At 48.9% G+C, this 20517-nt stretch carries 22 protein-coding genes; 13 read left to right on the forward strand and 9 right to left on the reverse strand.

Features of this window, described 5'->3' with window-relative positions; genetic code table 11:
- The first annotated feature begins 46 nt into the window (after nucleotides 1-46).
- Nucleotides 47-1660 carry a murein tripeptide ABC transporter substrate-binding protein MppA gene (mppA, locus tag OGY67_RS04615; RefSeq protein WP_008784907.1) on the forward strand — a complete coding sequence of 538 codons (1614 nt, stop codon included), beginning with the start codon at nucleotides 47-49 and terminating at the stop codon, nucleotides 1658-1660.
- 37 nt (nucleotides 1661-1697) lie between these two features.
- Here the strand turns inward: mppA and OGY67_RS04620 are convergent, their stop codons facing one another.
- Complete coding sequence (locus OGY67_RS04620) at nucleotides 1698-2261, reverse strand: MarR family winged helix-turn-helix transcriptional regulator (RefSeq protein WP_008784906.1); 564 nt, start codon at nucleotides 2259-2261, stop codon at nucleotides 1698-1700.
- A gap of 114 nt (nucleotides 2262-2375) precedes the next feature.
- Here OGY67_RS04620 and OGY67_RS04625 point away from each other — a divergent pair, with 114 nt between their 5' ends.
- Together OGY67_RS04625 and OGY67_RS04630 are read left to right on the forward strand one after the other, a co-directional pair.
- The gene (locus OGY67_RS04625) at nucleotides 2376-2606 is read left to right on the forward strand and encodes a glutaredoxin family protein (RefSeq protein ID WP_008784905.1); all 231 of its coding nucleotides are present in this window, start codon (nucleotides 2376-2378) and stop codon (nucleotides 2604-2606) included.
- Nucleotides 2607-2672: 66 nt separating this feature from the next.
- The gene (locus OGY67_RS04630) at nucleotides 2673-2957 is read left to right on the forward strand and encodes a Rho-binding antiterminator (protein ID WP_032943584.1); all 285 of its coding nucleotides are present in this window, start codon (nucleotides 2673-2675) and stop codon (nucleotides 2955-2957) included.
- Here the strand turns inward: OGY67_RS04630 and OGY67_RS04635 are convergent.
- A complete protein-coding gene (locus OGY67_RS04635; protein ID WP_234691982.1) occupies nucleotides 2954-3724 on the reverse strand; it encodes a DeoR/GlpR family DNA-binding transcription regulator in 771 nt (256 codons plus the stop codon). The two genes, OGY67_RS04630 and OGY67_RS04635, sit on opposite strands and share 4 nt — an antisense overlap.
- 120 nt (nucleotides 3725-3844) lie before the next feature.
- Here OGY67_RS04635 and OGY67_RS04640 point away from each other — a divergent pair, with 120 nt between their 5' ends.
- The 4 genes from OGY67_RS04640 to OGY67_RS04655 all read left to right on the forward strand — a co-directional run bounded on the left by OGY67_RS04640 (nucleotide 3845) and on the right by OGY67_RS04655 (nucleotide 6566).
- A complete protein-coding gene (locus OGY67_RS04640) occupies nucleotides 3845-4228 on the forward strand; it encodes a VOC family protein (protein ID WP_008784902.1) in 384 nt (127 codons plus the stop codon).
- 172 nt (nucleotides 4229-4400) lie between these two features.
- Nucleotides 4401-5030, forward strand: a complete 630-nt coding sequence (locus OGY67_RS04645; protein ID WP_020996377.1) for a carboxymuconolactone decarboxylase family protein — start codon at nucleotides 4401-4403, stop codon at nucleotides 5028-5030.
- Nucleotides 5031-5062: 32 nt separating this feature from the next.
- Nucleotides 5063-5470 (forward strand): cupin domain-containing protein, encoded by a 408-nt coding sequence (locus OGY67_RS04650; protein WP_020996378.1) that lies wholly within the window; start codon nucleotides 5063-5065, stop codon nucleotides 5468-5470.
- Nucleotides 5471-5513: 43 nt separating this feature from the next.
- Complete coding sequence (locus tag OGY67_RS04655; protein WP_286573571.1) at nucleotides 5514-6566, forward strand: NAD(P)-dependent alcohol dehydrogenase; 1053 nt, start codon at nucleotides 5514-5516, stop codon at nucleotides 6564-6566.
- 38 nt (nucleotides 6567-6604) lie between these two features.
- On the opposite strand, the gene OGY67_RS04660 is transcribed toward OGY67_RS04655, so the two are convergent.
- Nucleotides 6605-7636 carry a mechanosensitive ion channel family protein gene (locus tag OGY67_RS04660; RefSeq protein WP_003843943.1) on the reverse strand — a complete coding sequence of 344 codons (1032 nt, stop codon included), beginning with the start codon at nucleotides 7634-7636 and terminating at the stop codon, nucleotides 6605-6607.
- Nucleotides 7637-7881: 245 nt separating this feature from the next.
- Between OGY67_RS04660 and OGY67_RS04665 the strand changes: the two genes are divergently transcribed.
- Nucleotides 7882-8142, forward strand: a complete 261-nt coding sequence (locus OGY67_RS04665; protein ID WP_003020403.1) for a DUF2534 family protein — start codon at nucleotides 7882-7884, stop codon at nucleotides 8140-8142.
- Between the two features lie 48 nt (nucleotides 8143-8190).
- Here the strand turns inward: OGY67_RS04665 and uspE are convergent, their stop codons facing one another.
- From uspE to ogt, 3 genes are all read right to left on the reverse strand, one after another.
- The gene (gene uspE, locus OGY67_RS04670) at nucleotides 8191-9141 is read right to left on the reverse strand and encodes a universal stress protein UspE (RefSeq protein WP_003833229.1); all 951 of its coding nucleotides are present in this window, start codon (nucleotides 9139-9141) and stop codon (nucleotides 8191-8193) included.
- Nucleotides 9142-9292: 151 nt separating this feature from the next.
- Complete coding sequence (gene fnr, locus OGY67_RS04675) at nucleotides 9293-10045, reverse strand: fumarate/nitrate reduction transcriptional regulator Fnr (RefSeq protein WP_003020397.1); 753 nt, start codon at nucleotides 10043-10045, stop codon at nucleotides 9293-9295.
- Nucleotides 10046-10239: 194 nt separating this feature from the next.
- Complete coding sequence (ogt, locus tag OGY67_RS04680; RefSeq protein ID WP_008784895.1) at nucleotides 10240-10755, reverse strand: methylated-DNA--[protein]-cysteine S-methyltransferase; 516 nt, start codon at nucleotides 10753-10755, stop codon at nucleotides 10240-10242.
- A 225-nt stretch (nucleotides 10756-10980) separates the two neighbouring features.
- Between ogt and smrA the strand changes: the two genes are divergently transcribed.
- Entirely contained in the window at nucleotides 10981-11544 is a 564-nt protein-coding gene (smrA, locus tag OGY67_RS04685; protein WP_234691981.1) for a DNA endonuclease SmrA, read from the forward strand.
- Nucleotides 11545-11556: 12 nt separating this feature from the next.
- On the opposite strand, the gene OGY67_RS04690 is transcribed toward smrA, so the two are convergent.
- Both OGY67_RS04690 and OGY67_RS04695 read right to left on the reverse strand, forming a co-directional pair.
- The gene (locus OGY67_RS04690; protein WP_008784893.1) at nucleotides 11557-12789 is read right to left on the reverse strand and encodes a GGDEF domain-containing protein; all 1233 of its coding nucleotides are present in this window, start codon (nucleotides 12787-12789) and stop codon (nucleotides 11557-11559) included.
- 67 nt (nucleotides 12790-12856) lie between these two features.
- Nucleotides 12857-14971, reverse strand: coding sequence for a putative bifunctional diguanylate cyclase/phosphodiesterase (locus OGY67_RS04695; protein WP_111465508.1), 2115 nt, complete (start codon nucleotides 14969-14971; stop codon nucleotides 12857-12859).
- Nucleotides 14972-15382: 411 nt separating this feature from the next.
- Here OGY67_RS04695 and OGY67_RS04700 point away from each other — a divergent pair, with 411 nt between their 5' ends.
- From OGY67_RS04700 to dbpA, 4 genes are all read left to right on the forward strand, one after another.
- Nucleotides 15383-16492, forward strand: a complete 1110-nt coding sequence (locus tag OGY67_RS04700; protein ID WP_032943572.1) for a methyl-accepting chemotaxis protein — start codon at nucleotides 15383-15385, stop codon at nucleotides 16490-16492.
- A 154-nt stretch (nucleotides 16493-16646) separates the two neighbouring features.
- A complete protein-coding gene (gene zntB, locus OGY67_RS04705) occupies nucleotides 16647-17630 on the forward strand; it encodes a zinc transporter ZntB (protein WP_003833215.1) in 984 nt (327 codons plus the stop codon).
- Between the two features lie 275 nt (nucleotides 17631-17905).
- Nucleotides 17906-18073: a proline-rich small protein YnaL gene (gene ynaL / locus OGY67_RS04710; RefSeq protein WP_108912468.1), complete on the forward strand. Its 168-nt coding sequence runs from the start codon at nucleotides 17906-17908 to the stop codon at nucleotides 18071-18073.
- Nucleotides 18074-18101: 28 nt separating this feature from the next.
- Nucleotides 18102-19475: an ATP-dependent RNA helicase DbpA gene (gene dbpA, locus OGY67_RS04715; protein WP_286573574.1), complete on the forward strand. Its 1374-nt coding sequence runs from the start codon at nucleotides 18102-18104 to the stop codon at nucleotides 19473-19475.
- A gap of 78 nt (nucleotides 19476-19553) precedes the next feature.
- Here the strand turns inward: dbpA and ttcA are convergent, their stop codons facing one another.
- Complete coding sequence (gene ttcA / locus OGY67_RS04720; RefSeq protein WP_008784889.1) at nucleotides 19554-20489, reverse strand: tRNA 2-thiocytidine(32) synthetase TtcA; 936 nt, start codon at nucleotides 20487-20489, stop codon at nucleotides 19554-19556.
- Nucleotides 20490-20517: the final 28 nt, after the last annotated feature.

Genomic DNA, 20517 nt, shown 5'->3' on the forward strand with positions numbered 1-20517 from the left:
ACAAATAATTACACATTCACTTAGTAGCCGGAATTGAGGGTATCTTATGCAGCATTCTGTTTCAGTAACCTGTTGTGCGTTGTTGGTTAGCAGCATTTCTTTATCCTGGGCTGCTGATGTTCCCAGCGGAACGGTACTGGCAGAGAAACAAGAACTGGTGCGTCATATAAAAGACGAACCGGCATCGCTTGATCCGGCAAAAGCTGTAGGGCTACCTGAAATACAGGTTATTCGTGATCTATTTGAAGGGCTGGTCAACCAGAATGAGAAGGGTGAGATCGTGCCTGGCGTCGCTACCCAGTGGAAGAGTAACGATAACCGCATCTGGACGTTTACGCTGCGTGACAATGCGCAATGGGCCGATGGTACGCCGGTAACGGCGCAGGATTTTGTCTATAGCTGGCAGCGTCTGGTTGATCCAAAAACGCTGTCGCCGTTTGCCTGGTTTGCGGCGCTGGCGGGAATTAATAATGCTCAGGCTATTATCGATGGCAAAGCCACGCCTGATAAACTTGGCGTTAGTGCTGTCGATGCACGGACATTGAAAGTTCAACTGGATAAACCGCTGCCCTGGTTTGCCAATCTGACAGCGAGTTTTGCATTCTATCCGGTACAAAAAGCTAACGTTGAGAGCGGCAAAGAGTGGACAAAACCAGGCAATCTTATTGGTAACGGCGCCTATGTGCTCAAAGATCGCGTCGTGAACGAAAAACTGGAAGTGGTGCCGAACACGCATTATTGGGACAACGCCAAAACGGTGCTGCAAAAAGTCACCTTCCTGCCGATCAACCAGGAATCAGCTGCGACCAAGCGCTATCTTGCGGGTGATATTGATATCACGGAATCCTTCCCGAAAAATATGTACCAGAAACTGTTGAAGGATATCCCGGGTCAGGTTTACACCCCGCCGCAACTTGGTACTTATTATTATGCTTTCAATACCCAGAAGGGACCGACCGCCGATTCGCGCGTGCGTCTGGCGCTCAGCATGACTATCGATCGTCGTCTGATGGCAGAGAAAGTTTTGGGTACCGGTGAGAAACCGGCATGGCATTTTACGCCGGATGTAACGGCAGGATTTGTGCCGGAACCTTCACCGTTTGAGCAAATGAGTCAGGAAGAACTGAACGCGCAGGCAAAAACGCTGCTGCGTGCGGCGGGCTATGGCCCACAGAAACCGCTTAAACTGACGCTGCTGTACAACACCTCAGAAAATCATCAGAAGATTGCTATCGCAGTGGCTTCTATGTGGAAGAAGAACCTCGGTGTTGACGTGAAACTGCAGAACCAGGAATGGAAAACGTATATCGACAGCCGTAATACCGGTAATTTTGATGTGATCCGCGCCTCATGGGTGGGTGACTACAATGAACCATCTACGTTCTTGTCGCTATTAACATCGACCCATACGGGCAATATCTCCCGCTTTAATGATCCGGCGTACGACAAAGTGTTGACCCAGGCAACTCTGGAGAATACAGAGAAAGCGCGCAATGCCGATTATAACGCCGCGGAGAAAATTCTGATGGAACAGGCACCTATTGCACCGATTTATCAGTATACCAACGGGCGTTTAATTAAACCGTGGCTGAAAGGGTATCCGATTACTAACCCTGAAGATGTCGCATACAGCCGCACAATGTATATCGTTAAGCACTAACAGAGATAATGGCTGGTGTGATTTTGCACCAGCCATTTTATGTTTCCGGCGGCTGATGCTCCCGGCAAATCAGCAATGAATCTTCTTCACTCAATCTCTCTTTCGTCAGATTACAAAATCCCTGACCATCAATTTTTTGGTGGAACCGACAGCTATGGCAAAGACCAAAGCCAGGCACATTGTTGGTCCTCTGGATCCCGCGTAACAGTTCTAACAGCAGCTCTCTGAGCACGATCGCCCGTTCACCCATTGCCGATTCACCCTCCACTAAAAACGTTGGCGGGAGCAGGGCGTCCAGTAAGGTATTGGCCGACTCACTTAAGTGTAGATGGACGCTACGTTTATCACGGTCATCCGGCTTGCGAACAATCAACCCTTTGTTTTCCAAAAGCTTCAGCGATTGTGACACGGTACCTTTGGTGAGCCCAAGGTAGTCTGTCACGCCAAGCGGCGTATTGGAATAACGGTTGCAACGGGCCAGATACATTAACGCGCTAAGTTGCACTGGCTGGAGATCCGCCAGTAAAGGATGCTGGCGAAACCACATCCTTGTCAGGCTGGAAAGCCGGTCAAGTACGTCGAAAAGTGACATGTCGGGCATAACAAATCCTCCTCGGCATATAGTATCGATTAAAAACTATATTGACAAAGGATAAAAGCAGCGTAGCATGAATTATAGTATCGAATCGATACTATAATTTAAAGGAGATGTATCATGACTAAAGCTCGTTTCTATCATGCAGGTTGCCCGGTTTGTGTTTCCGCAGAACAGACACTTCTGCAGCATTTGTCTGCAGATGTTGAAATCGATGTGGTTCATCTGGGAGAGCAACCTGATCGGGTTGCTGAGGCTGAAGTGGCTGGCGTGAAATCTGTTCCGGCGCTGGTGATTGACGGCAATGTGCTGCATATTAATTTCGGCGCTCCCATTGAAGCGTTGAAATAGCTAGATAGTTCGGGAAGTTGCGTTGGCGATTTCCCGAATATACAAGACGTTGGGGAAGGTAGCATGATGAAAACGACCGAAGAGTATCACCCGATAGATTGCGATCTTCATGATTATCTGGAAATCGCCTGCATGTACCACTATTGGTTGCGCATTGAACTAACGGATGGCACATGTTTTGATGCTAAAGCGCTGACGACGTGTACCACCGTGGAAAAAGAAGAATTTCTGGTCGTGGGGCAATCTGAAAACCAGCAAAAAATCCGTCTGGATTATCTGTCAGCGATCACCGCGCTGACGCCAGGAGCGACGTTTAGCACAGTAAATTTTCAGCGAGTCTACCGCGGTTAGACGGTATAAATTCGAATGTCGTGCGCCTGGAACTCTGTGGCGTACTCTTTGCTGATGTTGTCCTCTACAACAATCACATCGATATTGCTGCTTTCGGTAACGACATATCGGGCGACGGCTGGGATTTTTTCAGCCGTTAGCGCGACGATAGTTTCATTACATTGTTTAATCACCGCTTTTTTGAATTCACAATCCGCATAATCAAATCCCGTTAAGCCGGATTCAGGCGACATCGCGCAGCCGCCAATAAATCCCTGATCGAATAAAATGTCCTGCACTTGTGCGATGGCAGAAGCTCCCACGCACCCACCTGAAGATCTCTGCACCACGCCACCCAGCATAATGACTTCAAACAGCGGTTTTTTTAGCAAAACGGCGGCAATCTCCGGTGAATTTGTCACCACGGTTAACGCCAGTTCGGCGGGCAGAGCTTCTGCCATCGCCAGATTGGTGCTACCCGTGTCGATAAAAATACAGCTTCCAGATTTGACCAGTCGGGCACATCTCTGCGCGATGTTGCTCTTTTTGGCTACATTAATACTCTTGCGCACGTCGATGTCTTCGGATTCAGGGAGTGTAATGACCGCGCCACCATAGACTTTTTTACACACGCCATCTTTGCTCAATTCATGCAAATCACGACGAATTGTGTGTTCAGAAACACCTAATCGGTTAGCAAGTTCAGAACAAATGACTCTGCCGTTTTCTTGCAGGATCTGAAAGATAAGCGCCTGGCGCTGTTCCGGGAATGCGGCGTAATCGAGCATAGATACTCCAGGTGAAATAAACATCGAGCAATAGAGTGCATGATCGTGCATTATGATTAACGATGTCAACATCCCTTACAGGGGCCGTACTATTCTGGATACAACGGGAAGAGGTTCGCTATGAAGATTGCGCATATGGCGTTATGGACACAGGATCTCGAGCAGCAAGCTCGCTTCTGGGTCTCGTTTTTTGACGGCAAGATCAACGAGAAATACCGCAGTAAAACCAATCCTGGGTTTGAATCTTATTTTGTCAAAATTGGCGAGGAAATTGCGATTGAGTTAATGACCAAACCGGGTCTTATCGGGCAGCAACCTGACAATAATCGTTGCGGATGGGTACACCTCGCCATTTCTGTTGGCGGCAATGAAAATGTTGATGCCATTGCAATGCAAGCGCAGGAACAGGGGATATTAGTCTCAGGTCCGCGCACTACTGGCGATGGTTATTACGAAGCGGTGATAAAAGATCCTGACGGCAATTTAATCGAGATTGTGGCGTAAGTCTTCAATCAATTACCTGCAAATAAAGAGTACCTGCTGCTCATTATTGATGAGCACAGCTCATAAGTTTGTCCTTCTTTTCCTCTCTAATCACCGACACGTCGAGTCTCTATAATTTTACTGTTTTCAGCCCCCGGTGGTGCAATGTTGCCACCGTTTTGGAGAGTCGAATATGCAATACCAACTGGATGCCAGACAACAGGCAATCATCCCCATTGCGGCATTCACTGCCACAGGACAGATGGAAAAGTTGGACGTCGCGCTCAACGCCGGACTGGATGCGGGACTCACGCTCAATGAAGTAAAAGAGATCCTGCTACAGCTCTACGCATACTGCGGTTTCCCTCGCAGCCTGAACGGTCTGTCCTGCTTTATGTCGGTGGTGAAAAGTCGAAGCGAGAAAGGGCTTTCAGACGACGAAGGTAGAACGGCCACGCCGCCACCTGCAGACTGGAACAGTGTTCAGGCTGGGAGCCTAACTCAGACGCAACTGGTTGGACAGCCTGTAAGCGGTCCGCTGTTTGACTTTGCACCCGCTATTGATGTCTGGCTTAAAGCACATCTGTTTGGCGATATTTTTCAGCGAGATGTACTTGACTGGCAGGACCGTGAATGGGTGACCGTTTCGGCGCTGGCCGTTCTGGGCGGCGTTAACAGCCAGTTGAAAAGCCATTTTGCGATATGCCTTAACATCGGGATCCTCCCTGAGCAACTCAGTGAGTTTATTACGATACTCGAACAGCACTGTGGAGCCGGGATTGGGGAAAATGCCCGTACGGTTCTTGATGAATGTCTGGTATGAACACCGCGGACATTATCCATACTGGAGTCACTATGAACGAACAATTTGATGGTAACAGCGTCTTTCCACGTGGAGAGAAAAATGAAGCGTATGCGAAGTATTTCACTGGCGACAGCTATCTGACCATGCTCTCCATGGAAGGCGTGGTAATTGGCAATGTCGCATTTGAACCGGGTTGTCGTAACTTCTGGCATGTTCATCATGAGGGTGGACAAATATTGCTGGTGACCGGTGGCAGAGGCTGGTATCAGGAGTGGAATAAACCGGCACGTGAGCTGAAAACCGGCGATGTCGTGCACATTCCGGCGGGAATGAAACACTGGCACGGCGCCGCGCGTGATAGTTGGTTTGCCCATATCGCCGTGGAAATCCCGGCCCCTGGCGCGTCGAACGAATGGCTGGAACCGGTTAGCGACGCTGAGTACAACCTGCTGCCCTGAACTATGCTGGTTCTGGTAACACCTAATCCCTGAGGAGATCTCAATGGTCATGAATGTGAAGGGTTATGCTGCTCTGGCGGTGAAAGAAGATTTAGTCCCCCATAATTTTGTTCGTCGCGATCCGCGTGAAGATGATGTGGTTATCGATATTTTATACAGCGGTGTATGCCACTCGGATATTCACAACGCCTACAACGATTGGGGCGGTGCTAAATATCCGATGGTACCAGGGCATGAGATCATTGGCCGCGTGGTGCATGTTGGTAAGTCGGTAACAAAATTCAAAGTGGGCGATCTCGCAGGGGTCGGCTGCATGGTTGATTCGTGTCAACACTGTAGCGCCTGCGAGCAGGGGCTAGAGCAGTATTGCGAAGAAGGTAACACGCTAACGTATAACGATATCGACCGTCATGACGGTCTGCCTACTTTCGGCGGCTATTCTGACAAAATTGTCGTTACCGAAAAGTTTGTGGTGAAGGTCCCTGAAGGGATCGATTTACGCGGTGCGGCGCCGCTGCTTTGCGCCGGGATCACAACATGGTCGCCTCTGCGCCACTGGCAGGTAGGCGAGGGCAGTAAAGTCGCGGTTGTCGGTCTGGGTGGACTCGGGCATATGGCAATCAAACTTGCAAATGCGCTGGGCGCGGAAGTTACGCTGTTTACGCGTTCACCGGGCAAAGAAGCTGATGCCAGACGTTTGGGTGCCAGTCACGTTGTGCTTTCCACTGACAGTGAACAGATGAAAGCGACAGCGAATCAGTTTGATCTGATTATCGATACTGTGCCCTACGTTCATGACCTGAACCCTTATATCCCAACCCTGGAGCTAAGCGGTACGCTGGTGCTGGTTGGTTATCTTGGTGCGTTGGATCCGTTTTTGAATACGGTTCCCCTGATCCTTGGGCGTAGGTCTGTGGCGGGTTCAGTTATCGGCGGCATTGCCGAAACGCAGGAGATGATGGATTTTTGCGGTCAGCATGGTATTACCGCCGATGTCGAAGTGATCGATATTCAGGATATTAATCGTGCCTGGCAGCGGATGTTGAAAAGCGATGTGAAATACCGCTTCGTAATTGATATTGCCTCATTGAAATAAGTACAAAAAAGACGCGGATTTCCGCGTCTTTTCTTTTGTTAGTGTGTCGATGGCGATGCTTCAGGATTATCCATATACAGCGTCTGGCTGGGGAACGCAAAGTCGGCGCCGTTTGCCTGGACTATCGTGATAATCTTTAAATAAACGTCTTGCTGTACCGCGAGCCATTCCTTCCAGACGGTGGTTTTCGTGAAGCAATACACCATGATATTCAACGATGAATCGGCAAATTCATTAAAATAGACCAACAGAGTTTGTTTCTGGTCTATTCCAGGATGGTTTTGCAGCATTTCTCTGACCGACTCGACAACGGCACCGACTTTATCGGCATCCTCATATCGTAACCCGATCACCGTTTTAATTCGCCGGTTGGTCATGCGCCCTGGGTTTTCTACGCTGATGGAGGAGAAAATCGAGTTTGGCACATACAACGGACGATGGTCGAAGGTGTTTATTTTAGTCATTCGCCAGCCAATTTCTGCTACCGTGCCTTCAATATTGCGGTCCGGGGAGCGGATCCAATCGCCTATGCTAAACGGTCTGTCGAAATAGAGCATAATGCCTGAGAAAAAGTTGCTCAGAATATCTTTCCCCGCCATACCCACTGCGATACCGCCAATACCGCCAAAGGTTAACAGACCGGATAAGCTCATACCGAAGTGTTCGCCATACAGTAAAATGATGGCAACCACGATGGTAATCTTGATGATACGCGACAGGATCCTCGCGCTGGTGATATCTCTGCCTTTATTAATCTGCGTCTTTTCAAACTGATTAATCACCAGAAAAAGTTTGATGGTCAGGATCAACGCAATCAACGAGGTGCAGATAAAGTCGACCACGCTGGGGGAGATAAATTTCAGGCTGTAACTTTCGATAACGTTATTAGCAATGCTGCCAAACGTCCCAATGATAATGGCATAGACAAAAAATTGTGCGGCATGAAATATGAATCCTTTGCAGCGACGCTCTCCACGATGATACCAGACGCTCATCAGGACCAGCGCGGCACAGCAGCTAAGAATTACCGTCAAATTAAACGCATTATTCATAAACAGTTCAGCGATCATGATTCTTCCTGGCAACTCCGTGTTAGCTAAATATCATCTGACATCCTAATCCCCAGATATTTTACTCAGTTAAGGCGGTCAGATCATTAATCAAAAGGAGAGATAAATAATGCAATCAGCGCTATTTTCAGCGAAATAACGCTGACGTCAACCCTGTATGCGGTTTATGTAGCAGACAGTCAGTTGATGTCATGGTATTGTTAGCGCAAAGTAACAAGGTTTTTCATTTGCAAAAGGACAGTACTATGATCATGGCTAAGCTGAAAACAGCGAAGGGACGGAAGTTTCTGTTGTGCCTGCTTGGAGTGTTTATTATCGCAGCGTCGGTCGTGACGCGAGCGACGATAGGTGGCGTTATTGAACAGTATGACATTCCGCTATCCGACTGGACCGCTTCAATGTACGCCATTCAATCTGCAATGATTTGTGTCTACAGCATGGTGTTTACGATTCTGTTGGCTATCCCGCTTGGTATCTATTTCCTCGGCGGTGAGGAGCAACACTAGGCGTTTAAAATGCCGGATGATATCGCCATCCGGCATTTCATTGTGTGGTTAATCGTCTTCTTCGTCGTCCAGTTCAACTGGCGTCTGATATTCATCCGGCTTGATGACCAGCAGGTCACAGCGTAGATGATCGATAACCTGTTCCGCGGTGTTACCAAGAAACGCAGCAGAAATACCGGTACGTCCGACGGTCCCCAATACCACAATACCCGCCTGCAAGTGCTCGGCTAAATCAGGAATGACCTCTTCAGGTAAGCCTTTTTCAACGTGTGTCACTTTCTCATCAATACTGAATTTTTGGCGTAGCGCCTTCATGGCCAGCAGATGCTGTCCACGGATTGCGTCGTTATAAACGCTGGGATCAAATTCAGGCAGTTCAATCGCGATGTTGATTGGTGTGACAGGGTAGGCGCCAACCAGATGCACTTCGGTATGGTTAACCTGTTCTGCAAGCTGTAGCGTCTCTTTAACCAGTTTTTCATTGAGCGCGTTGTGATAAGCCTCTTCACTGGCGAGGTTTACGGCAACCAGTGCTTTACCCCCTTCAGGCCATGGCTGGTCTTTCACCATCCATACCGGACTTGGACATTTACGCAATAAATGCCAGTCGGTTGGCGTAAATATTACGGCTTCGAGGCGGTCGTGTTGGTGCGCCATCTTGAGGACCAGGTCATGCCTGGCGCTGATGACTTCCTGGATGATGGCTTCAAAGGGTCGGTTATGCCAGACCACTTTAATCTCCAGAGGGATCCCTGCTTCGATGTAGTATTTCGCTTGTTCACGTATCCATGCAGTTCGCTGGCTGATGACCCCCTGACGCATTGCCGTACGCTCATCAGGCGACAGCAGGGTAGTCATTTCATAGGAAAAGTCATAGATCGGCAAAAAGGCTTTAATTTTGCCACCAATCCGTTGATGCAAATAAACAGCTCGCCGTAATGCTGGTTGATCGTCCTGGTTAGGGTCGATGACGACCAGCATATTTTTATACATAGCCATACAGGGTCTCCTTACAACTGTCATCGCAGTTTGTAACTAAAAGAGTAACCCAATAATGTGGTTTGAAACAGGGAATAACCTCCTGCCAGATCAATAAATCGGGAAAATTTAGCGATTTGACAGAAGGATAACAGAGAGGCTTGCGGAAAGATTACGCAACGTTACGCGTGTGGCCGGCAAGAACTGCCAGCGCGTCGCTGTTCTCAATAGTGATATATTTGCCTTTCACCGCCAGCATGCCGCTTTTCTGGAAACGACCCAACAGGCGGCTGATGGTTTCAACCGTCAGACCGAGGTAGTTACCAATGTCGCCACGGGTCATGGTCAGGCGGAATTCACGAGGCGAGAACCCACGCTGGGCGAAGCGACGAGACAGATTGTAGATAAAGGCCGCCAGGCGCTCTTCAGCGTTTTTCTTCGACAGCAACAGGATCATATCCTGGTCGCCTTTGATTTCGCCACTCATCAGACGCATCATCTGCTGACGCAGGTTCGGCATCTTACCGGACAGGTCATCAAGGGTTTCGAAAGGAATTTCGCATACCATTGAGGTTTCCAACGCCTGAGCAAAGCTCGGGTGATGGCCGCTGCCAATGGCGTCAAAACCTACCAGGTCACCCGCCAGATGGAAACCGGTAATTTGCTCATCGCCTTGTTCGGTAATGGTATAGCTTTTTATCGTTCCGGAGCGGATAGCGTAGAGTGATTTAAGCTCATCACCTGCTTTAAAGAGCGTCTGCCCTTTTTGGATAGGCTTTTTGCGCTCGATGATGTTATCGAGCTGGTCAAGCTCATGCTCGTTAAGTGTGAACGGGATGCAAAGCTGGCTGATGCTGCAATCCTGGCAATGGATAGCACAACCGCCAGACTGAATGCGCCGTATAATTCGCTTTTCCGGGATCATAGGTCTGCTCAAGCCGTAATTGATATTTGTCAATTTTAACATCTTTTTGGTGAGCACGTAAGCCTGAGCTACTCCCAATAGAGAATAATTCAGGCATAACTGGAGCGAATGTTTGTATCTGCTTGATTAACCACACTTAATTTGGGGTCGCATTATGCGGAAGTGTGATGAATAAGGCATTAATTGCCTGGAATCTAGAGTAGCAAATAACCTTCGTGGCGCAATAACCACTCTTTTCGTTGTACACCGCCGGCATATCCGGTCATGGTGCCGTTACGTCCAATGACACGATGACAGGGAACCACAATGCTTACTGGATTGGAGCCATTAGCAGCGCCGACGGCTCTTGCAGCGCCGGGGCGCCCCAACTGTTCGGCCAACTGACCATAATGCATGACCTGCCCGCAGGGGATAGTGCGTAATGCTTGCCAGACTTCACGCTGGAAAGGCGTCCCAGCGGTTGCCGTTTCCAGCGTGTCAATGATGCTGAGGTTTCCGGCAAAATACTCAGAGAGTTTGTCGCTTAATCCACCAGGATTTTTGGCGGTAATGCGCTGATAACCTTCTGTACGGTAATGAATATCAAGCAATTGTTCCATGCGATCGCTGTGCTGATCCCATTCCACTGCGCGCAGGCGAAATTGCTCATCACAAATAACCCACAGCGGGCCCAGCGGCGTGTCGATGGTGTCTTCCAGTAAGTTAAGCATCCGTTTCTCTCATTACAGCATTCAGGCGAGCCTACACATTATCACGCCAGTGACCGTCGCAGCTATACCCCTAAAAACGGATATCAACTTGTCGTGAGTAGATCGGTTCAGCGCGGAGGATCCGGTTAATTATTGGAAATAACCGTAAACCGTTACCGGTATAGTTGTCGGTATAATAGTGCGCGGTTATGATAATGCCCGTCGCAATACGCTGGAGGATGAAACATGAACCTTGATGATGCATCGCTGTTTCTTGACGCAATGGGGGATGTTCAACCGCTGAAAAACCATGCCGATGTGCACTGGCAGCCCATGCGCAATCTTCGCACTCCGGCGCGTATCGATACGCTACAACTGGATAATTTTCTCTCGACGGGATTTCTCGATATTGTCCCGTTGAATGTGCCGCTCGAGTTTCGTCGCGAAGGTTTACAGAACGGCGTGACCGACAAGCTGCGAAACGGAAAATACCCGCAGCAGGCGAGCCTTAATCTTATTCGCCAACCTGTTGAAACATGTCGCCAGATGCTCTTTAGCTTTATTCTGCAGGCGCAGCAGGAAAGGTTGCGTAACGTGCTGGTGATACACGGCAAGGGACGTGACGATAACTCCCATGCCAATATTGTTCGCAGCTACGTGGCGCGCTGGTTGACGGAATTTGACGACGTGCAAGCATACTGCGCCGCACTGCCGCATCACGGCGGCAGCGGGGCATGTTATGTGGCATTGCGTAAAACCGCACAGGCAAAACAGGACAACTGGGAGCGTCACGCTAAACGCAGTCGCTGAACGACGTAAACATCAGGCGGCCAGCACTCTGTTCCTGCCTTCGTTCTTGGCTTTGTACAACGCGTCGTCAACGCGTTTGAATAACTCATCGATGCTTTCATTTGTTTCGTGCCGAGCTACGCCAATGCTGACGGTAAAGCGGGGAAGGCCAGGGAGAGTAACTTTGGCCACTGTCGCCCGTATCACTTCTGCGAGATTGAGGGCAATATCTAACGAGGTTCGCGGCAGCAGCAGCACAAATTCTTCACCTCCCCAGCGAAAAATCAGATCGTCCTTTCTTGCACAGGATTCAAGTGTGCGGGCCAGAGCGCAAAGTACCTCATCACCTTTTAAATGACCAAAAAGATCGTTAATGCTTTTAAAGCGATCGGTGTCGATCAACAGCAGGCTGTAATCCTGTGTTAGTGACATCGCGTGGGTTTGTTCCGGCTCGGTTACCTGATAAAAATGTCGGCGGTTAAGCAATCCCGTTAAGGCGTCACGTAGGGCCGCACGCTCAAGCTCCTGTTCCAGCCGCTTTTGCTCGGTAATATCATGAATAATGCACAGCATGAGCTTATTGCCGTAGATTTCGATTGGCCCGGCGTAGGTTTGTACGTGCCGGGATGTGCCGTCTGCCAGTTTATGCACAAAATGCAAAGGCTTATGGCCACCGGGAAGATGGGCGATTTCATGCATCACCGGGAGTATATGACGGCCCAGCGTATTGATTTCCCATGTATGTTTCTGGCACATCGTATCATGGCTATAGCCATAAAAATTTAGCGCACTGAGATTTGCATCAACGATAAGCCCATCACGGGACGGATCGATAAGCAACATTGGGGCCGAGTTAGTCTGGAAAAAACGCGCGTAAAATCCCTGTTTTTTTCGCTGATAATTCGCTGAACGGCTCGCTTTCAGACCTTGCGAAGTCGGTGTTTCAATGCCTTCGAAAAGAATAACGTCACCTGATTCCGGCAGAGAGCGGATGGACAGGCGGCTGGCCATCGCGACGTCTTCACCTTCGCGGCAAACTGTAAGGATTTCTACAATGTCGTGATGATTTCTCAAATCGCTGAGATACATGGTTAAATCATTCTGGGCATGAGTTGAAAATATGCCCTTGCGGAGTAGAGAAAAGCAGGGGGCCTGCATCAGTTCCCGTGCAACGGTATTAGCGAACACCAGTTCTTCGGTATGCGGCGAAACAATCCACACCGGCAGGGTTAATAAATCCAGTGAATGCAGCTCGGTTGTGCTCATCGATAATCCCGTTATCTTTATCTGCTGTGTTGCCCGTTTAATGGCATCTGTTTTTTATATTACAGTCTCATAATGTTATTGATTGTTGAGGAGACAAAGACTGTACGATTCGCTGCTGCTTAATGTTGCTTTCCGTTGGAATCAATTCATGGATCTGATGCGCAGGCAACGGTTTTGCAAACAAGAAACCTTGCAGCACACCACATCCCATCTGGGTCAGGAGTATTTCCTGCTCCTGGGTCTCTATTCCTTCAGCCACCACTTGCATATTCATGGAGTGGGCTATGTCAATAATAGTAGACACAATCTTTGTATTTTTGCTGTTCTCGCTAATATCTTTAACAAATACTCTGTCAATTTTTAATTCCCGTGCCGGAAGAGACTTCAACATCAATATATTTGAATAACCGGTACCGAAATCATCAATAGAAACGGTGATCCCTAAAGCTGAAAATGCATTTAAGACTTCAGCGCTACGTTTTAAATTTTTAAGTGCTGTACTTTCAGTCAATTCCAGCGTGAGATATGCAGGTGATAGTTGATATTGTGCAAGGGCGCTGCAAACCACATCAACGATGTCATGTTGTTCAAACTGGGAAGGGGAAAGATTAACGGCGAGGGTCCATTCCGCATGGCCTTGTAACTTCCATTGATGTAACTGCTGGCATGCCTGCTGGATAACCCATTTCCCGACCGGAATGATAAGGCCTGTCTCTTCCAGCGCAGGCAGAAACTCTGCGGGTAACAGCATGCCGCGTTCCGGGTGATGCCAGCGTAATAACGCTTCAAAACCGGTCAGGGAATGATCCCCGGCGGTGTATTTGGGTTGGTACCAAAGCTCAAATTGATCGTGTTCCAGTGCTTGTGACAGTTCCTGTAGAAATGTCGGCGGTGTATCGGCGATAGCTTCCATTTCCGGGCTATAAATAGCCCAACCGTTTCTGCCAGCCTGTTTGACATGATACATCGCCATATCAGCCTTTACTTTTAACTCATGCAACGTGGAACCATGTTCAGGATAAATACTGCTTCCCGCACTTAACGAAACCCGAATGGTGTACCCAAACAGCGTGAAAGGATCACCAATCGCAGCCGCAATCCGGGTCAGCAGAGCGGTGATATCCTCTTTATTACAGTCAGGAACCAGAAGAATAAACTCATCTCCCCCCAGCCTCGCCAGCGTCATGGTGTCATCAAGGCAGCTGTAGATTCGCTGCGTACTGGCGATCAGCAACTGATCGCCGATGTGATGTCCCCAGGTATCGTTAACGACTTTGAAGCGATCGAGATCGATGAATACCAGAGCAAATTGATGCTGATGCAGTTTGGAATGCTGCAGACAGGCCTGTAAGCAGGCATCTATCTGTGTGCGATTGGCAAGTCCAGTAAGTGCGTCGAAGTGGACCTGATGCTCAAGCTGGCAGTTAAGTTGATGTAAGTTGTCTGCCAGTCGGGAGGTACGCAGTTGCGAATCCACCATCGACACCACCAGCATGATACCCAAAATAACCAGCGTGACGGCGCAGACCCAGACAGAGAGTTCCAGTGTGCTGAGTCCATTGTGTACCGTGTGTCCAAAATGGGTGAATGTTGCCGCTCCCATCCCGGTGTAATGCATAGAGGCAATCGCCAGCGCCATAATAAGGGCGGCGACAAGCCGATTGATCAGGGCTCGACGGGTATTTTGGCGTAAATGAAACGCCAGCCACAAACCTACACCAGATGCAACGATGGCAATCATCACTGAGAGCAGTATCAGCGAATGACTCCATAGGATGGCAACATGCTCAATGATGGCATACATGCCAACGTAGTGCATGGTGACGACACCGGCGCTTAATATTCCTGTGGCTACGACTAATCGTTTTGTTGAAAGCGTATTACCGGAAATGGCGATATTAATGGCGAGAGTTGCAGAAATGAGCGCAATAAAGAAAGAAAATGCCGTGAGCGAAAAATGGTAATTGATCGGCATACTCATTTTCATGGCCAGCATACCGATAAAATGCATTGACCATATCCCCATCCCTAGCGTAGCCCCGCCAGACAGGCGCCAGAAGGTTGATTCACGTCGATTGGAGATTGCCACCTTGCCCGCACTATCGAGAGCAATAAAAGAGGCAATAAACGCGACAACAAAGGAAATCCCAATCAATACAGGGTCCCACGACACGTTCAACATCATACTACCTATCGAAAAAAAGCCGTGGTAATAAATCTAGCAGGTTTTGTCCAGTTAACATGATAAAACCGGGAATGTTCTTATGTTTTTACACTGGTATTAGAGGGAACAGGAAGATAGTGAAAATAACGAGCCATTACTTATATAAACATTCACCAAATTTATAGTTCTGTGTGTTTTATGCTCTCCATGTGCTTGTCATCACAATAACCTGATGACTGGCGCCATCACAGCCATTTGATGGAATAAAACACTGAGCTAACAGGAATAAAGGGTGTAATTTCTTGCCTTAAGTAAAAGGATTGCAGGTTCTCATTGAAAGTTCAGCTTTCGTCGCAGAGCAATGGCATCCTGCATTGCAGGTGCTATAAAAAATAATATCTACATAATTTCTTAGTGCACAGGACTAAAATGTTAAATGATATTAGCGTCAGAACCTTTATTATTTTATTTCTGCTCATTTCGGCAGTTGCTCTCAATATTGTTGAGATGATTTTCTCGGCCGCGCCGGAAATTATAATTGGTACAAATGTGGTAAGCGTTATTTCTATATTATGCTTATGGTGGTATATGACGAAATACCTGGTCATGCCGATCAATACGGTAAAAAGGAGCATTGAGGAAGTGACGTCTGGGAATCTGGCGATCAGTATTCCAGAGTTTGGTAATAATTGTGCAGGTAGACTAATACCGGGCATCAATAGTTTATCGAGTAATATTTCAACACTCGTTAATGAGATCCGAACATCCTCACAAACGGCGATGGCGCTCTCTGAACAGCTTGCGGAACGCAGCGCCGAGCTTTCAGTGAAAACGGAACAACAATCCGGAGCATTGATGCAGACGGCTGCTAATATGGATGAAATAGCCGTTAATACGCGAAATAATGCTGACAACACGCAAATCGCCAGCGTCCAGGCAACAGTTGCCACGCAATGCGCCATTCAGGGTGGCGAATTAATGGTGCAGGTTGCGACAAATATGCGTTCAATCACCGAATGTGCACAGCAGATGACGGAAATAATTACGCTAATTGATGGTATCGCATTCCAGACAAATATTCTGGCATTGAATGCTGCCGTGGAAGCGGCGAGGGCCGGTGAACATGGCAAAGGTTTTTCCGTGGTGGCCGGTGAGGTCAGAATGCTTGCACACCGAAGTGCGGATGCTGCTAAGAATATTAAGCAGCTGATTGCGCAAACCCATCAAAATGTTCAGCAAGGTGCAGCTATTGTGCGTGAAGCAGAAAAAAATATGCATGATATTGTCGGTGGTGCCGGTCAATTAAACCAACTGATGGGCGAGATATTAACCACTACACAGGAGCAGGAGAAAGGAATTATCAGAATTACTCATGCACTGGCCGAACTGGAGAATGTAACCCAAAGTAATGCCATTATGGTTGATGAGCTTTCTGATTCCTCGGGTATCCTGAAAAACCAGGTGATTGATCTCCAGTCGCGAACACATAAATTTCGCTTAAGTAACGCTCTTGAGTCAGCGAGATGGCAGCGGGCTTAACTGGGCATCTCGATGCAAGCGTCGCAATCGTCGGCGCTTTTTGTATTATCAGATATTTTTATGAATCATTTCAGCACAATGGGACAATGAGATATTGCTTAACATATTCTGACAGCTAGACTAACGAAAAAGGCTGAATGTTTGTGGAGGCGCTGTGGAAGCCATTAAGGGAACGGATGTTAATGTGCCGGATGCCGTGTTTGCCTGGCTGCTGGATGGTCGAGGTGGAGTAAAACCGCTGAGCGATAATGATGTAATTGATAGTCAGCATCCCTGCTGGCTACACCTTAATTACACTCATCCTGAAAGTGCCCAATGGTTGGCGACAACACCTCTTCTTCCCAACAATGTGCGTGATGCGCTGGCGGGCGAAAGTACACGCCCACGCGTCAGTAGAGTCGGGGAAGGTACCTTGATCACGTTGCGCTGCATTAACGGCAGCACCGACGAGCGTCCTGACCAACTTGTGGCGATGCGTTTATATATGGATGAACGTCTGATTGTCTCAACCCGTCAGCGCAAAGTGCTGGCGCTGGATGATGTGGTCAGCGATCTCCAGGAAGGGACGGGACCGGCTGATTGTGGCAGTTGGCTGGTGGATGTTTGTGATGCGCTAACCGACCATGCCAGCGAATTTATCGAACAGCTGCACGACAAGATTATCGATCTGGAAGATAACCTGCTCGATCAGCAGATCCCACCGCGTGGTTTTTTGGCTTTACTGCGTAAGCAGCTAATTGTGATGCGACGTTATATGGCTCCTCAGAGAGATGTTTATGCGCGTCTGGCGAGTGAACGTTTACCCTGGATGACCGACGACCATCGGAGACGGATGCAGGATATCGCTGACAGGCTGGGGAGAGGGCTGGATGAAATAGATGCCTGTATTGCCCGGACCGGTATTATGGCGGATGAAATTGCGCAGGTGATGCAGGAGTCTCTGGCTCGCCGAACGTATACAATGTCATTGATGGCAATGGTTTTTCTTCCCAGCACATTTTTAACCGGGCTTTTCGGCGTTAACCTCGGCGGTATCCCCGGCGGTGGTTGGCAGTTTGGTTTCTCACTTTTTTGTATTCTGTTAGTGGTCCTGATTGGTGGTGTTACTTTATGGTTGCATCGTAGTAAATGGTTGTAACAACAACGTTTTTTAGTGGCTTTTGCGCATGAAAACGTCCTGATTTTTGAGCGAAGTCAATAAACCATCTACCTATTCGGGGCAATATCTCTCTCGCAGGTGAATGCAACGTCAAGCGATGGGCGTTGCGCTCCATATTGTCTTACTTCCTTTTTTGAATTACTGCATAGCACAATTGATTCGTACGACGCCGACTTAGATTAGTCGGCTTTTTTTTGCCTGCAGGAAATCAGCGTCTACCCTAAAAGAGTCAACCTGAATGACTGGAGGGGTATATGACCTGTCTGATTGCAACGTCGAACACTGATTCGCTACCGACCGATCCGGTTCCCATTCCCGATCCCATACCTCGTCCGCAGCCCATGCCGGATCCGCCGCCGGATGAAGAACCGATTAAATTGTCGCATCACGGGCACATATCTGCGAGGATACGCGCCTGCTGAATGTGAGTTTTTACCGTGAGATTAAATTGTGACCGCTTTTTCAACCCTGAATGTTTTACCTGCTGCTCAACTCGAGAATCTTAACGAGCTGGGCTATCTTGAAATGACGCCTGTTCAGGCTGCTGCGTTACCGGCAATCCTGGCGGGTAAAGATGTTCGCGTGCAGGCTAAAACCGGCAGTGGCAAAACGGCTGCTTTTGGTCTTGGGCTATTACAGCATATTGATGCCGCGCTGTTTCAGACGCAGTCTCTGGTACTGTGCCCAACGCGCGAGCTTGCCGACCAGGTGGCGGGTGAACTGCGTCGTTTAGCGCGCTTCCTGCCAAACACCAAGATCTTAACGCTGTGCGGTGGGCAACCTTTTGGCGCACAGCGTGACTCCCTGCAACATGCACCACATATTATTGTTGCCACACCGGGTCGTTTACTTGACCACCTGCAAAAAGGCACCGTTTCTCTGGATGCCCTGAATACGCTGGTTATGGATGAAGCCGACCGCATGCTGGATATGGGCTTTAGCGATGCGATTGATGATGTCATTCGCTTTGCGCCTGCGTCACGTCAGACTTTGCTGTTTTCCGCAACCTGGCCGGAAGCCATTGCTGCTATCAGTGGCCGGGTACAGCAAAATCCATTAACGATTGAAATTGATACGGTCGATGCGTTACCGGCGATTGAACAGCAGTTTTTCGAAACCTCCAGCCACGGAAAAATTCCGCTGCTGCAAAAGCTACTTAGCCAGCATCAACCCGCATCGTGCGTGGTTTTTTGTAACACCAAAAAAGATTGTCAGGCCGTTTGTGATGCACTGAATGCGGCAGGGCAAAGCGCACTGTCATTACATGGCGACCTGGAACAGCGCGATCGCGATCAGACGCTGGTTCGTTTTGCCAACTGTAGCGCGCGCGTCCTGGTCGCAACCGATGTGGCCGCACGTGGCCTGGATATCAAATCACTTGAGCTGGTAGTTAACTTCGAACTGGCGTGGGATCCGGAAGTACACGTCCATCGTATCGGACGTACCGCGCGTGCCGGCAACAGCGGTCTGGCGATTAGCTTCTGTGCGCCGGAAGAAGCGCAGCGTGCCAACATTCTTTCTGAAATGCTGCAACTGAAGCTGAACTGGCTAACTGCGCCAGCTAACGGCTCAATCCTGCCGCTGGAAGCAGAGATGGCGACATTATGCATTGATGGCGGTAAAAAAGCGAAAATGCGCCCTGGTGATGTTCTGGGGGCTCTGACCGGTGATATTGGTCTGGATGGCGCAGATATCGGCAAAATTGCCGTTCATCCGGCACACGTCTATGTCGCCGTTCGCCAGAACATAGCGCACAAGGCGTGGAAACAATTACAAAACGGTAAGATTAAAGGCAAGACTTGCCGGGTCCGGTTATTGAAATAACTACCCGTTGGGGCGCCTGATGGCGCTCCGCTTATCAGGCCTACAGGCGCTTATGCACGTTGTAGGCCTGACAGACGCTTACTTCACTTCCACCACGTTCAGGCGTAATTCATCCAGTTGAGCATCATCTTCTTCTGGCTGCCAGCCCGCAGGCTGCAGCGGGATCTCTTCACGATCGAACGCTAAATCCCCGCCGTCCACAACCTCTGAACCGTGCTTAATGCCTTTAAAATCGAACAGATTGATATCGCTCAGATGTGAAGGTACAACGTTTTGCATCGCACTGAACATGGTTTCAATGCGGCCTGGATAGCGTTTGTCCCAGTCACGCAGCATGTCAGCAATGACCTGGCGCTGCAGGTTAGGCTGTGAGCCGCACAGATTGCACGGAATAATCGGGAAACCTTTCGCTTCGGAGAAACGTTCGATATCTTTCTCACGGCAGTAAGCCAGTGGGCGGATCACGATGTGCTTACCGTCATCACTCATCAGCTTCGGCGGCATGCCTTTCATTTTCCCGCCGTAGAACATGTTTAAAAACAGCGTTTGCAGGATATCGTCGCGATGGTGGCCGAGCGCAATCTTGGTGGCTCCTAATTCGGTTGCCGTACGGTACAGAATGCCGCGACGCAGGCGAGAGCAGAGCGAGCAGGTCGTTTTGCCTTCAGGGATTTTGTCTTTGACGATCCCGTAAGTGTTTTCTTCGACAATCTTGTACTCAACGCCCAGCTGTTCCAGATACTCTGGCAGAATGTGCCCCGGGAAACCGGGTTGTTTTTGATCGAGGTTAACCGCAACTAAGGAAAAACTGATCGGGGCGCTTTGCTGCAAATTACGCAGGATCTCCAGCATGGTATAGCTGTCTTTCCCGCCGGAAAGGCACACCATAATGCGATCGCCGTCTTCGATCATATTGAAATCGGCAATGGCTTCGCCCACGTTACGACGCAGACGTTTTTGCAGTTTGTTCAGGTTGTATTGTTCTTTCTTTGTAACTTGTTGATTATCTTGCATTCTTACCGTTCTCAAAAACCAAAAGGGG

The organism is Citrobacter sp. Cpo015 (assembly GCF_030333035.1).
GTDB classification, from domain to species: domain Bacteria; phylum Pseudomonadota; class Gammaproteobacteria; order Enterobacterales; family Enterobacteriaceae; genus Citrobacter; species Citrobacter portucalensis.

Bases quoted from the DNA above. Each gene is read 5' to 3' on its own strand.
- mppA (WP_008784907.1), top strand. From the start codon at position 47: ATGCAGCATTCTGTTTCAGTAACCTGTTGTGCGTTGTTGGTTAGCAGC.
- OGY67_RS04620 (WP_008784906.1), bottom strand. From the start codon at position 2,261: ATGCCCGACATGTCACTTTTCGACGTACTTGACCGGCTTTCCAGCCTG.
- OGY67_RS04625 (WP_008784905.1), top strand. From the start codon at position 2,376: ATGACTAAAGCTCGTTTCTATCATGCAGGTTGCCCGGTTTGTGTTTCC.
- OGY67_RS04630 (WP_032943584.1), top strand. From the start codon at position 2,673: ATGAAAACGACCGAAGAGTATCACCCGATAGATTGCGATCTTCATGAT.
- OGY67_RS04635 (WP_234691982.1), bottom strand. From the start codon at position 3,724: ATGCTCGATTACGCCGCATTCCCGGAACAGCGCCAGGCGCTTATCTTT.
- OGY67_RS04640 (WP_008784902.1), top strand. From the start codon at position 3,845: ATGAAGATTGCGCATATGGCGTTATGGACACAGGATCTCGAGCAGCAA.
- OGY67_RS04645 (WP_020996377.1), top strand. From the start codon at position 4,401: ATGCAATACCAACTGGATGCCAGACAACAGGCAATCATCCCCATTGCG.
- OGY67_RS04650 (WP_020996378.1), top strand. From the start codon at position 5,063: ATGAACGAACAATTTGATGGTAACAGCGTCTTTCCACGTGGAGAGAAA.
- OGY67_RS04655 (WP_286573571.1), top strand. From the start codon at position 5,514: ATGGTCATGAATGTGAAGGGTTATGCTGCTCTGGCGGTGAAAGAAGAT.
- OGY67_RS04660 (WP_003843943.1), bottom strand. From the start codon at position 7,636: ATGATCGCTGAACTGTTTATGAATAATGCGTTTAATTTGACGGTAATT.
- OGY67_RS04665 (WP_003020403.1), top strand. From the start codon at position 7,882: ATGATCATGGCTAAGCTGAAAACAGCGAAGGGACGGAAGTTTCTGTTG.
- uspE (WP_003833229.1), bottom strand. From the start codon at position 9,141: ATGGCTATGTATAAAAATATGCTGGTCGTCATCGACCCTAACCAGGAC.
- fnr (WP_003020397.1), bottom strand. From the start codon at position 10,045: ATGATCCCGGAAAAGCGAATTATACGGCGCATTCAGTCTGGCGGTTGT.
- ogt (WP_008784895.1), bottom strand. From the start codon at position 10,755: ATGCTTAACTTACTGGAAGACACCATCGACACGCCGCTGGGCCCGCTG.
- smrA (WP_234691981.1), top strand. From the start codon at position 10,981: ATGAACCTTGATGATGCATCGCTGTTTCTTGACGCAATGGGGGATGTT.
- OGY67_RS04690 (WP_008784893.1), bottom strand. From the start codon at position 12,789: ATGAGCACAACCGAGCTGCATTCACTGGATTTATTAACCCTGCCGGTG.
- OGY67_RS04695 (WP_111465508.1), bottom strand. From the start codon at position 14,971: ATGTTGAACGTGTCGTGGGACCCTGTATTGATTGGGATTTCCTTTGTT.
- OGY67_RS04700 (WP_032943572.1), top strand. From the start codon at position 15,383: ATGTTAAATGATATTAGCGTCAGAACCTTTATTATTTTATTTCTGCTC.
- ynaL (WP_108912468.1), top strand. From the start codon at position 17,906: ATGACCTGTCTGATTGCAACGTCGAACACTGATTCGCTACCGACCGAT.
- ttcA (WP_008784889.1), bottom strand. From the start codon at position 20,489: ATGCAAGATAATCAACAAGTTACAAAGAAAGAACAATACAACCTGAAC.